Here is a 12555-nt window from a genome sequence, read left to right as displayed (position 1 = left end):
GGTCGGCGGCGTGCGGCTGCTCCTGCTCGCCCTCGCCCCGGCGTGGCGGGGGCATCCGGCAGACCCGGGTGAGCAGGGTGTGCAGCACCGGCGGCGGCAGACCGGGCAGCAGGTCGCGGACCCGGCCGTCCAGTTCCCGGCGCAGCCGGGGCAGGTCGTCGGCGCGGGGCGGATGCCCGAGCAGTTCCCCGGCGAGGTCGCGTAGCAGCGGCGGGGCGATCGCGGCGAGCCCGAGGCCGACGTCGGCGTGCGCGGCGCGCAGCTCCCGGTGCAGCCGGTCCCGGTCGCCGGAGCGGATGCCGGCGACGACCCGGTGCAGCAGTTCCCGGGAGTCGGCGACCCGCTCGTCCGGCTGCTCGGGTTGGCCCTCCCGGCCGCCGGTCAGCTCGGCGACCCGGACCGCCCACCAGCGCTTGACGGTGGGGTCCTCGTCGGCGGCCGGTGCCGGGGCGGCAGGTGGCGCGGTGGTGTCGCCCCGGGGCCCGTCGTGGCGTGGCGCGGGACCGTCGGCGCGCGCCGGGGGCGGGCCGTCGGGGGCCAGCCCGATGGCGGCGAGGTAGCCGGAGAGCTGTTCCTGGGCGACCCGCAGGGCGTGTCCGGCCGACTCGGCGTGTTCGGTGGCGGCGGCGAGTTCCGGCACCCCCATCGGGTTGGCCGACTCCTGGCGTACCCAGCGCAACCGCTCGGTGGCCTGGCCGAACTTCTCCAGGGCCAGGGCGAGCTGGGCCAGGGGAAACTCCTCGGCGGCGGCCCGTACCTGGGCTCCGACGTCCTCGACGATCGACACGACGCCCCGCTACAGCGACGACACGTAGAGCTGCGCCTGTTCCACCGCGACGAGCGTCGCGGCGAGACATTCCTCCAGCTCCTGGCCGGCCTGGGTGAGGGAGGCCTGGGCGGCCTCGACGGTCTCGTGCCCGCTGCCCTCCAGCGCCCCGGCGAGGGTCTGCTGCGCCTCGGCGAGCTTCTCCCCGGCGGCCTGGACGGCGCTCTGCCCGTCACCGATCTGTTGGAGGGCGATGTCGATCGCGGCCTTCAGCTCGGCGACGCTCGCCACGGGTGACCTCCTGGGGGCGGGGAGATCTCCATTACAACGTATACCCGACGGGGAGAGAACATCCGCCCTGGCGGTGTTGCCGCCGCGCTGTCCCGTTACCGCCCTGACGTGCGGGAAGCCGCTGACCCGGTCACGGTAGCGGGACATCTGATCCCGCCGACGGGACCGCCGGGGCGGGGTTGCGCGCCACCCACCCACGCCGTGGACGGGGGTCAGGAGGGCAACCAGCGTGGGCCGTACACCTCGGCGCCCAACTCGCCCACCCGGCCGCGCAGCTCCCGGTCGGCGGTGACCACCAGCCGCCGCCGGTCCGCCGACTCGCGGACCAGGTCGACGATGGTGTCGTCGCCCGAACCGGGGGCTGCGACGGTGCGTACCCCGGCCACGCCCGGCACGTCACGGGCCGCGCCCTCCACCACCAGCACCACCTCGACGGGCGCCGGCAGCTCCGGGGGCACGCCGGTGTCGGCCACCGGGACCAGCCGGTCGCGCAGCCGGGCCGCCGCACCGGCCCGGTCGTGCCACCAGCCGTCCGGCCGGGAGCCGACCACGTTCGCACCGTCGACGATCAGCAGCGGATGGGTGTCCATGCCTCCACCCTGCCACCTGTCGGCGTTTGTCGGGGCGACCGTCGGGTAGCCACCGGCGATCGTGTCGCGCCTGCGTGTCGCCCTCGGCGGCCCGGCCGCGCCCGAGGAGCGGAGGACAGACATGATGGGACCCGGTGACTTCGGCTCCGACCCGTGGGACGAGTTCCTGGCCCGGTACTTCGGTCGGGGTGAGGGCGGACGCCGGCCGGCCCATCGGGTCGACATCACCCGGCTGATGACCGCCGACGCCCGGGAGATGCTGGCCGACGCCGCCCGGCGGGCCGCCCAGAAACACAGCACCGACCTGGACACCGACCACCTGCTCTGGGCGGCGTTGCAGCGCGAGCCGCTGCGCGACCTGGTACGCCGTGCCGGCGCCGACCCGGACACCCTGGTCAACGCGCTCGGTGGCCGCGCCGACGGCGCCCCGCGCGGCGAGGTGCCACCGAACCTCTCCCTCACCCCGGCGGCGAAACGGGCGTTGCTCGACGCCCACCAGCTCTCCCGGGCGATGGGGGCGAACTACATCGGCCCCGAGCACATCCTGATGGCGTTGCCGCTCAACCCGGAGTCGCCCGCCGGTCGGATGCTCGCCGCCGGCCGGATCCAGCCCGAGTCGTTGCAGGCGGCGGGCGCCGAACGCGGGGCGACGGCCGGCCCGAAACCGGACCGGGGCACGCCCACCCTCGACCAGTACGGCCAGGACCTCACCGACCTGGCCCGCAACGACCAGATCGACCCGGTGATCGGCCGCGCCGACGAGATCGAACAGGCGGTCGAGATCCTGTCCCGGCGGACCAAGAACAACCCGGTGCTCATCGGCGAGGCCGGCGTCGGCAAGACCGCCATCGTGGAGGGCCTGGCCGAGCGGATCTGCGACGGTGACGTGCCGCAGACGCTGCTCGGCAAGCGGGTCGTCCAACTCGACCTGGCCGGCCTGGTCGCCGGGACCCGCTACCGGGGCGACTTCGAGGAGCGGCTCAAGACGGTGATCGACGAGATCCGGGCCCACCGGGTCGAGATTTTCATCTTCCTGGACGAGATCCACACCCTGGTCGGCGCGGGCGGCGCCGGCAGCGAGGGCGGCATGGACGCGTCCAACATGCTCAAGCCGGCGCTGGCGCGCGGTGAGCTGCGGGTGATCGGGGCGACCACGCTGGACGAGTACCGGCGCAGCATCGAGAAGGACGCCGCCCTGGCCCGCCGGTTCCAGCCGGTGCTGGTGCCCGAGCCGGACGTCGAGGACACCGTGGCCATCCTGCGCGGCCTGCGGGACCGCTACGAGGCCCACCACCAGGTGCGGTTCACCGACGAGGCGCTGGTCACCGCCACCGAGCTGTCCGACCGGTACGTCACCGACCGGTTCCTGCCGGACAAGGCGATCGACCTCATCGACCAGGCCGGCGCGCGGGTCCGGCTGCGTACCCGCACCCCCGCCTCCGACGTGCGGGAACTGGAGCAGCAACTGGAGGACGTCCGTCGGGACAAGGAACAGGCGGTCGCCGACGAGCAGTACGAGAAGGCGTCCGCGCTGCGCGACCGGCTCGCCGAGCTGGAGGCGCAGATCGGCCGGGTCCGGGGCGACGGCGGCGACACCCAGGTGCCCTCGGTCGGCACCACGGAGATCGCCGAGGTGGTCTCCCGGTCCACCGGCATCCCGATCAGCCAGCTCACCGAGGAGGAACGGGACCGGCTGCTGCGCCTGGAGGGCCACCTGCACCAGAAGGTGATCGGCCAGGACGACGCGGTCAACGCCATCGCCGAGGCGGTCCGCCGCTCCCGCACCGGGCTGGCCGACCCGAACCGGCCGATGGGCAGCTTCCTGTTCCTCGGCCCGACCGGCGTCGGCAAGACCGAACTGGCCCGCGCCCTGGCCGAGGCGCTGTTCGGCGAGGCCGACCGGATGGTCCGGGTGGACATGAGCGAGTTCCAGGAACGGCACACGGTGGCCCGGCTGGTCGGCGCGCCCCCCGGCTACGTCGGCTACGAGGAGGCCGGCCAGCTCACCGAGGCGGTCCGCCGCCGCCCGTACGCGGTGGTGCTGCTCGACGAGATCGAGAAGGCCCACCCGGACGTGTTCAACATCCTGCTGCAGGTGCTCGACGACGGCCGGCTCACCGACAGCCAGGGCCGCACGGTCAACTTCAAGAACACCGTGCTGATCATGACGAGCAACCTGGGCTCGGAGCTGATCACCGGGGCCCAGCGGACGGTCGGGTTCGGCGTCGGCGCGCAGGGCGACCAGCAGGAGGCCGACGAGCTGCGGGAGCGGCTGATGCGCCGGCTCCAGGAGAACTTCCGCCCGGAGTTCCTCAACCGGATCGACGAGACGATCATCTTCCAGCGGCTGGAGGCCGAGCAGCTGCGCCAGATCACCGGGCTGCTGCTGGAGGAGACCCGCCGCCGGCTGCACGCCCAGGACATCCAGGTCGACGTCACCCCGGCCGGCACCGACTGGCTGGCCGAGCACGGCTACCAGCCGGAGTTCGGGGCCCGGCCGCTGCGCCGGGTGATCCAGCGGGAGGTGGACAACCGGCTGTCCCGGATGCTGCTGGAGAACCAGCTCTCCCCGGGGCAGAAGGTCACCGTCGACGCGCGGGACGGACAGCTCACCTTCGACGTGTCCGCAGGCGACCGCGACTACGCGCCCGCCACCACCTCGCATCCCCGATGACCGGAGGGCGGAGATGACCGAACCCGAGGAGACCGAGGAGTACGCCGAGCGGACCGCACCCATCCTCGCGCCCCCGACGGCGAACCCGACCCGGGTGCAGGTGCCGCCGGAGGGCCCGGGGCAGTGGACCGACGACGGGGACCCGGCGCCACCCGGGCCACCGGAAGAGGAGGCGTGATGGCACGCGAACAGCGACTCGACCCCGAGGTCGAGCTGATCTGGGAGGACTTCCACGCCGAGGTGAACGTCCCCTCCGAACAGCTGCGGCAGTGGCTGCTGACCCGGGGGTCGGGCGAGGAGGCGTTCGGCCCGGACCCGGACCTCGACCTGCCCGAGCCCGGCCGGCAGATCCTGGCGGTGCTGCGTAAGCGCAAGGTCGACCTCACCCCGGCCGACGTCGCGGTGATGCGGGCGGCGATCGACCGGATCCGGTCGCTGGTGGACGAGAAGCCCGGCGACGGCAACGCCGACGACGAGTGGCGGCACGCCCTGCTCGACCTGGGCCACGACGTCCTCGTCGAACGCTGACCCGCCGACCGGACCCGGACCGGCACCGGACCCGCCGGAACCGGACCCGGGCCGACACCGTGGCGGGCACCCGGGACGCCGTCCCGGGTGCCCGGCACGTCGGTGCGGCTACTCGGACTCCAGGCTGGGCAGTTGCAGGCCGGCGGCGTCGGCCGCGTCCTGCCGCTCGGTGCGGGTCTGCTCCTCCCGGGTGAGCAGCGTCGCGTACTCGGTGATGTCGGCCGGGTCGGGAACCTCGGGCAGCCGACGCAGGAACGTCTCGACGTCACGGGCGGCGGCGGTGTGCGCGCTGGCCGCCCGACGCAGCAGCTCCCGCTGGTCGGCGGCCGGATAGAGATCGGTCATGCAGGGCTGATACCCGCCGTCACGCCGTTCGCACCCGTGGGGCCGGGCGGGCCGTGCCGGTGTCCCGGGCCCCGAACTCGGGATGCCGCAGCAACCAGGCCAGGTAGTCCGGGTGCGCGGCCAGCGAGTCGGAGTACGCGGCGACCGCGTCGTCCAGCACCGCCTCGGCGACCCGGGCCGCCGGGGATTCCGGGTGCCAGCCGAGCAGCAGCCGCCAGCGCAGCGGGGTGCCGGCCAGCCGCCGGGTCACCAACCCGGCGACCGGGCGGAAGGTGGCCTGGCACAACGCCACCGCCTCGCCGGCGTCGACCAGGTCCATGCAGCCGCGCACGTCGGTCTCGTACACCTTGCGGGGGGTGAACCCGGCGCGGGCGCAGGCGGCGGCGAAGCAGTCGCCGAAGCAGCCGTCACCCGGCGCGGCCACCCACTGCTCGTGGCGCAGGTCGGCCAGGCCGACCTCGTCGCGGTCGGCCAACGGGTGGGCGGACGGCAGCAGCACCAGCACCGGATCGACCGCCACCTCCCGCCAGGCCAGCCCGAACTCCGCCGGCGGGGTGGCGTCGCCGCAGACGCCGGTCAGCGCGAAGTCCAGCCGGCCACCGGCGACCAGGGCGGCCAGCTCGTCGGCCGACCACGACGCGTACGTGGTGATCTGCGCGTGCGGCTGCTCGGCGGCGAGCCGGTGCACCAGCCGGCCCAGGATCGGGCTGTTCACCCCGCCGAACCGGTACCGGCCGAGGGCGTCGTCGGCCCCCGCCAGCCGGGCCGCCTCGTCCTGCAGGCCCTTCATCGCCGGCAGCAGCACCCGGGCCCGGGACAGCACCAACTCACCCAGCGCGGTCGGCCGGGCACCCCGCCTGTCGCGTTCGAACAGCGGACCGCCCAGCGCCCGCTCGATGCGCTGAAGCTGGGCGGTCAGGGCCGGCTGGGCCAGGCCGAGGGTGGACGCGGCCTTCGTCACGCTGCCCGTCTCGGCGATAGCGCAGACCACCCGGAGGTGACGCAGCTCCAGATTCATATGGTGACGGTATGGCCACACGTCGATAGACGGAAGGCCCCGGACCGAACCGGGCCGGTGAACCTGACGGATCGGGTTCGGTCGATCACTGTCGCGGACGGCGGTTCAGGTCGGCCAACTGGGTACGCCGGCCGGTCACCGCGTCGCGCAGCTTGTCCACCACGCCGACGGCCGGTTCGACGATCCTGTTCCACGGCGGGGTGGCCGGGGTGCCCGGATGCGGCCGGGTCGGCGCCGCCTCCTCGGCGATCTCCCACCGGTTGCCCAGCCGGATCAGCTCCGCGTCGGAGGCCACCTCGCGTAGCGGGGTGACCAGCTCGGCCACCGCGGTGACATGCCGACGCACCTGGGCGGCGACGTCGGCGAGCGTCGGGTCGTCCGGTCCGGCGAGGGCCTTCAGCGCGGTCAGCAGCGTCGCGTCCGCCGCGATCTCCCGCTCCACCCGGGCGGTGGCGTCGGGCAGTGCCGCGCGGATCGTGGGCAGCAGGTACTGCTCCTCGGCCGACAGGTGCCGCGACACCATGGCGGTGAGCACCTGGAGCACCTCGCGCCGCCGGGCGGGCGCCACCGTGGCGTCGGTGACCTCGTCGACCAGGGCGAGCAGCTGCCGGTGTTCGGTGTCGGCGAGGTCGGCCATGCTGCGCCCACCCGGACGGTAGGCGTCGTCGGCGGAGGGCGGCAGCGGCGGCAGGGGAACGGGGGACTTGACGTCCTCCTCGGGGGGGGCCGGGGCGGGGCGCCGGCCGGTGCGACGGGCGGAACGGGGACGCCAGCGCCGGTACCCGTACCCGGTGATCGGCAAACCGGGACGGCGTCCACCGCCGGTGTTTCCGCCGCCCACGGCCCGCTCGGCCGGCACCCCGCCGCCGGGCGGCCCCGGGTGGCCGTCGCCGCGGCGGCCGGGCCGTTCGCGGCTGGGCCGGGGACTGGTAGAAAGAGGCGATGACGAGCGATGCCGCCTCCGCCGCGCCCGACCCCACCGCCGAGGTCGTCGACCTCTGCCGTGACCTGCTGCGCATCGACACCACCAACACCGGCGACAACGACACCAGCGCGGGCGAGCGCCGGGCCGCCGAGTACGTCGCGGAGAAGCTCGCCGAGGTCGGCGTGGCCGCCGAGATCCACGAGTCGGCGCCCGGGCGGGCCAACCTGGTCGCCCGCATCCCCGGCACCGAGCCCGACCGGGACGCGCTGCTGGTGCACGGCCACCTGGACGTGGTGCCCGCCGACGCCGCCGAGTGGTCGGTGCACCCGTTCTCCGGCGAGGTCCGCGACGGCTACCTGTGGGGCCGGGGCGCGATCGACATGAAGGACTTCGACGCGATGGTGCTGGCGGTGGTACGGCACTGGCAGCGCACCGGCGTCCGCCCGCCCCGCGACATCGTGCTGGCCTACACGGCCGACGAGGAGGCGGGCAGCGACTACGGCGCGCACTTCCTCGTCCAGCAGCACCGGGACCTCTTCGACGGCTGCACCGAGGCGGTCGGCGAGGTCGGCGGCTTCTCCTACTCGATCAGCGACGCCCAGCGGCTCTACCTGATCGAGACGGCCGAGAAGGGGCTGGACTGGATGCGGCTGCACGCCAAGGGCCGCCCCGGGCACGGCTCGTTCGTCCACGACGACAACGCGGTCACCGCGCTGGCCGAGGCGGTCGCCCGGATCGGGCGGCACCGGTTCCCGCTCACCGTCACCCCGACCGTCCGGGCGTTCCTGACCGAGCTGTCCGACGTGCTCGGCGTGGAGTTGGACCCGGACGACCCGGAGACCGCCATCGCCAAGCTCGGCCCGATCGCCAACATCATCGGCGCGACCGTCCGGAGCACCGCCAACCCGACCCGGCTGGCCGCCGGCTACAAGGACAACGTCATTCCCGGCCGGGCCACCGCCACCATCGACTGCCGCAGCCTGCCCGGCCAGTCCGAGCTGCTGGAACGGCAGCTGCGTGAGCTGGTCGGCCCGGACATCGAGATCGAGTACATCCAGCGCCAGCCCGCCCTGGAGACGACCTTCGACGGCGACCTGGTCGACGCGATGTCGGCGGCGTTGCGGGCCGAGGACCCGGGTGCCCGCCCGGTGCCGTACATGCTCTCCGGCGGCACCGACGCCAAGGCGTTCGCGCAGCTCGGCATGCGGTGCTTCGGTTTCGCCCCGCTGCGGCTGCCGGCGGATCTCAACTTCTCGGCGTTGTTCCACGGCATCGACGAGCGGGTACCGGTGGACGGACTACAGTTCGGCGTGCGGGTGCTCGACCGGTTCCTCCGCAACTGCTGACCGGACCGGTGCCGCACCTCCCCCCATGTCTCGAAGGGACAGCCTCATGACCGACCAGCACGGTGAGCTGGACGCCGCCCTGGAACGCGTGATCGACGCGGCCCGTGCCCACCTGACGGCCGTGCGGGCCGCGCAGGGTCGGATCGACGACGACGACGTGTGGCAGGCGTACGTGGCGTTGAACAACGCCTCCTTCGCCTACGACGAGCAGCTGCTCGACGCGTTCGGCGAGGTCACGCCCTGGGACGTCGAGTCCATCGACCCGGACGAGGCCGACGAGCGGTTCGGCGGGGCGGCCGGGGACGCCGAGGCCGCCGACCCGCACCCGCAGGTCATCTCGGTACGCCAGCGCCGCGACTACCGGGTGCCGAGCGTCTCGGCGCTGCTGCGGGTCGCCGAGGTGGCCCGCCGCGAGGGCACCCCCGAGGACGACGAGCCGGCGCCGGTCGAGGGGGTCGGCGAGGCGGTGCTGGAGCTGTTGCAGAGCGGCGACGGTTCGCTGTCCGCCCTGGACGTGCCGGAGCTGGAGCCGCTGGACGGGGTGGTGATGGTCAGCGAGGTCGGCACCCCGGTCGACCTGGAGTCGTTCGACGACGACGATCCGGTGGGCCCGTTCACCCCGGCCGCCGACGACCGGCTGGTGGGTCGGCTCGACGAGCACCCGTTCCTCGACGAGGACGACCACGACCACGCCGGGCACCGGCACTAGACGGTGGCCGGGGTCGCCCGACGGCACCACCGGGCTCGCCCGGTGCGGGCCGGCCGGCGGCCCCGGGCCACCCGGGTGCCCCCGGACGACGGTCGGTGCCGCCGACGGGGTCAGTCAGTAGGACAGGCCCGGTTGGGGTTGGTTGACCCGGCGGCGGCGCAACACCACCTTGCGGGTGCCGTCCCGGAACAGCTGCACCCGGGCCAACTCCCACCCGGAGAACTCCGCCTGGATCGCCAGCTGCGCCGCGGCGGTCAACCTGTCGACATTCGGCGGCAACCGCAGCGGCGCGTATTCGTAGTCCATGGCACCTATGCTGCCCAGCCCGGCGGCCCCGCGCCACCCTTTGGCCGGTGCGCCGCGCCACCCGCCACCGCCGGTCAGCCCGGCACGCAGTCGGTCGCCCCGTGCTGCCAGGAGTGGTCGTAGCGGCCGGCGATCCGCTCGACGAACTCCTCGACCGCCCGCTCGTCGAGGGTGTCCAGGCGGTCCAGCCGCTGCCAGCCGGTCAACCCGATGCCGTGACCCAGCGCCGGGTAGGGGGCCACCACCACGTCACGGGGATGCCGGCGACCGAGCCGCTCCAGCTTCTCGACGTCGCCCGGCGGGACGTCCGGGGCGTACTGCACCAGCACGTGGCCGTGTTCCAACGCGTGCACCTGGAGTTCCTCCGGCACCGCGTCGCGGTAGATGCCCGGCACGACCACCCGGGGCGAGTGCGGCCCCGACGTCGGCGGGAGTGTCCGGTACGGCTCGTGCGGCGCCCCCTCGTACGCGATGTGCCGGTCGCCCTCGAACGGTTGCGCCGTGCCCGGGAGCCGGTCGCAGGGCAGCGCGGCGTCCCCGCCGAACAGGTTGACCAACACCCCCACCCCGAGGCTGGACATGGTCGCCACACTGAGCACGGTGACCACCACGCTGACCACCGGGCCGAGCCATCTGCGGTTCACGTGGCCAACCTTCCGGCGCGGTAACGATTACGCACGATCACCCCTAGCGGCAGCAGGATGTTGAGTGAGGCGAAAGCCGCCAGCGCAATTCCCTCCCACCAGTAGGCACTGCCGAACGGTGCGCCGGTCAGCACTCCGGCGGCCCACCCCAGGGTCACTTTCGCCCCCGGTAGCAGAAAATGGATGGCGAACCAGACCATCCAGATGACCCCGGCGACATACAACAACCGGTACCAGCGGGACACCCGCAGATCCCGGGCGTGCGCGTCACGCAGCACGGTGCTTTCGGCCGGGGTCAGCCGGCGAACCCATTTCTTGAGGCTGAGCCGGGTCACCTCGTGCAGGTTGCGGCAGCCGGTCGCGGTGGCCATCACCAGGTACATGTCGGTGCGCAGATAGGCGAGCGTCTGGAAGGCCAGCTTGACGGCCTGGCTGAACACCACCATGGCGAGGAACCGCACCATTCCCGGCGGCAGTTCCAGCCAGCCCCGCGACCAGGCGAACCGTGGGGCGACGGCGGCGAACAGCAGGATCCCGTCGATGGCCATGCCGGCGAGGAAGGGGCCGTAGCGGCGTTCCGGCGGCAACGCCCAGAGCCCGGTCAGGTCGGTCTCCAGCACCGGGAAGATCCCCCGGCGTTCCAACCGCAGTTGCGACCGGACGCCGACGGCCGCCCCGGCGAACGCGTGCCACGCCTCGTGCACCACCGTCAGCAGGGCCACCGTGACATTGGTGATCAGCAGGCTGAGCACCACGTCGGGAAAGATGAAGGTGTCCTCGTAGGTCGGCAGCAGGGACGGTTCGGCGACGAACATCGCCAGGGTGGCGACCAGCGCGCCGACGTACACCGTCCAGGCCACCCGGCCGAACAGCGGCCGGACCAGCCGGGCCGGGATGCGCGACACCGACCAGGGGCGGGCCTGCGTCGGCGGCGGCCCACCGTCGTTCTGCGGCCGGATGATGCCCGCCTCGACGAGCACCTCGACGAAGTCCAGCGCGTCGACCGGCTCACCGGTCTCGCGTTCCACCTCGTCGGCGGCCTCGGCGACGGTCCGGCCGGCGGCGAACAACGCGACCAGCCGCGCCCCCACCTCGGGCACCACCACGAAGTTCCCGCTGGTCAGGTCGCCGACGACGTACTCGTCGTCCTCCTCCTGGCGGACCACCAGGTGCGTCACCGCGGGGTGGCTGTCCAACCCGAGCACGGTCACCGTTCCTCCTGGAACCAGCCGCAGGTGTCGCACTTGACGCCGGGCCGGGGGTTGACCACGGAGTGGTAGGTCAGGTCGGTCAGGCTCAGGTGGAACATCCGGCCCCGGGTGGTCGTCGGGATGCCGGCGAGGTGGTAGACGACGTCGAGGGCGGCCAGGTGCCCGGTGAGGTTGGCGGTGGGGGCGATCACCGCGTGCCCGGTGAATTCGAACAACTCCTCCGGTTCGGTGCCGTGCTCCTCACGCAGCCGGTCGGTGACGCTCGGCAGGCACGCCTCGCAGCAGGTCTGACCGGGCACGAAGAGACCGATCACCGCCATCGGGCCCGCGTACTGGGCGAGCATCCAGGGGGTGCCGGTGGCCAGGGCGGCCCGGTTGGTCCACTCCCGGATGGCGTGCCGGGGCTGGTCGGCGCAGAGCACCAGCAGGTCGCGGTCGCGCATCAACGCCGCCACGTCCTGCGTCGAGTCGACCCGGGCCTCCTCGCCGGTGACCGTGACGTGGGGGTTCATCCGGCGCAGCCGGGCCACCGCGGTGTCCACCTTGGCGGCGCCGATGTCGTCCTCGGTGTAGAGCAGTTGCCGGGTCAGGTTGCCCGCCTCGACCACGTCGAAGTCGACGCAGTGCACCGTGCCCACCCCGGCGGCCACCAGCGAGGCGGCCACCGCCGACCCGGAGCCGCCGAGCCCCAGCACCACCACCCGGCCCGCCTTGAGCCGGGCCTGCACCTCGTAGCGGGAGGTGCGCGGGGTGAGATCCACCCAGGCGTGGTAGGTGAATGCCCGGTCGTAGCGGTCGATCTCCGCTGGGCTCAGCTCGGGCGGGGGCGGCGCGGCGGCATCCTCCACGTACCCGGCGTCGATGATCGTCTGCATCGCGTCGGTCGCGTCCTCGGCGGCCATCTCCGGGCGTACGTCGAGCAGCGCGGCGACGATCTCCGCCCGGGTCCGGGTGCCGTCCATCAGGCGCAGCAGCTCCCAGAGGCTGCCGTCCTCGTCGTCGATCTCCGCGCCGATCCCCAGCTGCCGACCGCCGATGTTGATCAGGGTCGGGTGGAGCCGTACCGGCTTGTGGATGCCCTTGATCCGGGGCCGCTGCATCGGGCGAAGACCTCCTGGAAGATGGCCGGCCGGGGGGGGGGCCCCCGCCCCCCCCCCCCCCCCGGGGGGGGGGCCCCCCCCCCCCCGTGGGGGCGGCCCCCC

General features: G+C 73.7%; 15 protein-coding genes. 5 read left to right on the top strand and 10 right to left on the bottom strand.

All coding sequences use genetic code 11. The annotated features are described in order from the left end of the window. The 3 genes from ACOJTC_RS08925 to ACOJTC_RS08915 form a co-directional block, all read right to left on the bottom strand. The coding region (locus tag ACOJTC_RS08925; protein WP_420116481.1) for a hypothetical protein at positions 1 to 787 on the bottom strand (787 nt) is incomplete at its 3' end. A 9-nt stretch (positions 788 to 796) separates the two neighbouring features. Beyond that, the gene (locus tag ACOJTC_RS08920; RefSeq protein WP_088646224.1) at positions 797 to 1057 is read right to left on the bottom strand and encodes a hypothetical protein; all 261 of its coding nucleotides are present in this window, start codon (positions 1055 to 1057) and stop codon (positions 797 to 799) included. Between the two features lie 212 nt (positions 1058 to 1269). Further along, complete coding sequence (locus ACOJTC_RS08915; RefSeq protein WP_204924512.1) at positions 1270 to 1647, bottom strand: hypothetical protein; 378 nt, start codon at positions 1645 to 1647, stop codon at positions 1270 to 1272. 121 nt (positions 1648 to 1768) lie between these two features. Between ACOJTC_RS08915 and ACOJTC_RS08910 the strand changes: the two genes are divergently transcribed. Genes ACOJTC_RS08910 through ACOJTC_RS08900 form a run of 3 tightly spaced genes read left to right on the top strand, consistent with a single transcriptional unit; the run spans position 1769 to position 4849 of the window. Further along, positions 1769 to 4321, top strand: coding sequence for an ATP-dependent Clp protease ATP-binding subunit (locus ACOJTC_RS08910; protein ID WP_420116480.1), 2553 nt, complete (start codon positions 1769 to 1771; stop codon positions 4319 to 4321). A 13-nt stretch (positions 4322 to 4334) separates the two neighbouring features. Further along, positions 4335 to 4499: a hypothetical protein gene (locus ACOJTC_RS08905; RefSeq protein WP_420116479.1), complete on the top strand. Its 165-nt coding sequence runs from the start codon at positions 4335 to 4337 to the stop codon at positions 4497 to 4499. Next, complete coding sequence (locus ACOJTC_RS08900; protein WP_088646221.1) at positions 4499 to 4849, top strand: DUF3140 domain-containing protein; 351 nt, start codon at positions 4499 to 4501, stop codon at positions 4847 to 4849. Before ACOJTC_RS08905 ends, ACOJTC_RS08900 begins: the two co-directional genes overlap by 1 nt. Before the next feature lie 108 nt (positions 4850 to 4957). On the opposite strand, the gene ACOJTC_RS08895 is transcribed toward ACOJTC_RS08900, so the two are convergent. The 3 genes from ACOJTC_RS08895 to ACOJTC_RS08885 all read right to left on the bottom strand — a co-directional run bounded on the left by ACOJTC_RS08895 (position 4958) and on the right by ACOJTC_RS08885 (position 6849). After that, positions 4958 to 5194 (bottom strand): hypothetical protein, encoded by a 237-nt coding sequence (locus tag ACOJTC_RS08895; RefSeq protein ID WP_420116478.1) that lies wholly within the window; start codon positions 5192 to 5194, stop codon positions 4958 to 4960. Between the two features lie 19 nt (positions 5195 to 5213). Continuing rightward, positions 5214 to 6212 (bottom strand): LysR family transcriptional regulator, encoded by a 999-nt coding sequence (locus ACOJTC_RS08890; protein ID WP_204924509.1) that lies wholly within the window; start codon positions 6210 to 6212, stop codon positions 5214 to 5216. An 85-nt stretch (positions 6213 to 6297) separates the two neighbouring features. Further along, complete coding sequence (locus ACOJTC_RS08885) at positions 6298 to 6849, bottom strand: hemerythrin domain-containing protein (protein WP_420116477.1); 552 nt, start codon at positions 6847 to 6849, stop codon at positions 6298 to 6300. Between the two features lie 305 nt (positions 6850 to 7154). On the opposite strand from ACOJTC_RS08885, the gene ACOJTC_RS08880 reads away from it, so the two are divergent. Together ACOJTC_RS08880 and ACOJTC_RS08875 are read left to right on the top strand one after the other, a co-directional pair. Further along, the gene (locus tag ACOJTC_RS08880) at positions 7155 to 8483 is read left to right on the top strand and encodes a M20/M25/M40 family metallo-hydrolase (RefSeq protein WP_420116476.1); all 1329 of its coding nucleotides are present in this window, start codon (positions 7155 to 7157) and stop codon (positions 8481 to 8483) included. A 46-nt stretch (positions 8484 to 8529) separates the two neighbouring features. Further along, positions 8530 to 9192 carry a hypothetical protein gene (locus ACOJTC_RS08875; protein WP_204924506.1) on the top strand — a complete coding sequence of 221 codons (663 nt, stop codon included), beginning with the start codon at positions 8530 to 8532 and terminating at the stop codon, positions 9190 to 9192. A gap of 114 nt (positions 9193 to 9306) precedes the next feature. On the opposite strand, the gene ACOJTC_RS08870 is transcribed toward ACOJTC_RS08875, so the two are convergent. The 4 genes from ACOJTC_RS08870 to ACOJTC_RS08855 all read right to left on the bottom strand — a co-directional run bounded on the left by ACOJTC_RS08870 (position 9307) and on the right by ACOJTC_RS08855 (position 12453). Then, positions 9307 to 9498: a DUF5703 family protein gene (locus tag ACOJTC_RS08870; RefSeq protein WP_088646215.1), complete on the bottom strand. Its 192-nt coding sequence runs from the start codon at positions 9496 to 9498 to the stop codon at positions 9307 to 9309. A gap of 74 nt (positions 9499 to 9572) precedes the next feature. Then, on the bottom strand, positions 9573 to 10142 hold the full coding sequence (locus ACOJTC_RS08865) for a DUF3105 domain-containing protein (protein ID WP_363654304.1): 570 nt from the start codon (positions 10140 to 10142) through the stop codon (positions 9573 to 9575). Continuing rightward, positions 10139 to 11353: a PqqD family protein gene (locus ACOJTC_RS08860; protein ID WP_420116475.1), complete on the bottom strand. Its 1215-nt coding sequence runs from the start codon at positions 11351 to 11353 to the stop codon at positions 10139 to 10141. Before ACOJTC_RS08860 ends, ACOJTC_RS08865 begins: the two co-directional genes overlap by 4 nt. After that, positions 11350 to 12453: a ThiF family adenylyltransferase gene (locus tag ACOJTC_RS08855; protein WP_420116474.1), complete on the bottom strand. Its 1104-nt coding sequence runs from the start codon at positions 12451 to 12453 to the stop codon at positions 11350 to 11352. The genes ACOJTC_RS08860 and ACOJTC_RS08855 overlap by 4 nt, the downstream gene beginning before the upstream one ends. Positions 12454 to 12555 lie beyond the last annotated feature (102 nt).

It is taken from the genome of Micromonospora sp., from assembly GCF_048594385.1.
GTDB lineage: Bacteria > Actinomycetota > Actinomycetes > Mycobacteriales > Micromonosporaceae > Micromonospora > Micromonospora wenchangensis.
Note: the sequence above shows the minus strand (reverse complement) of the source record. Positions and strands in the feature narration are given on the sequence as shown.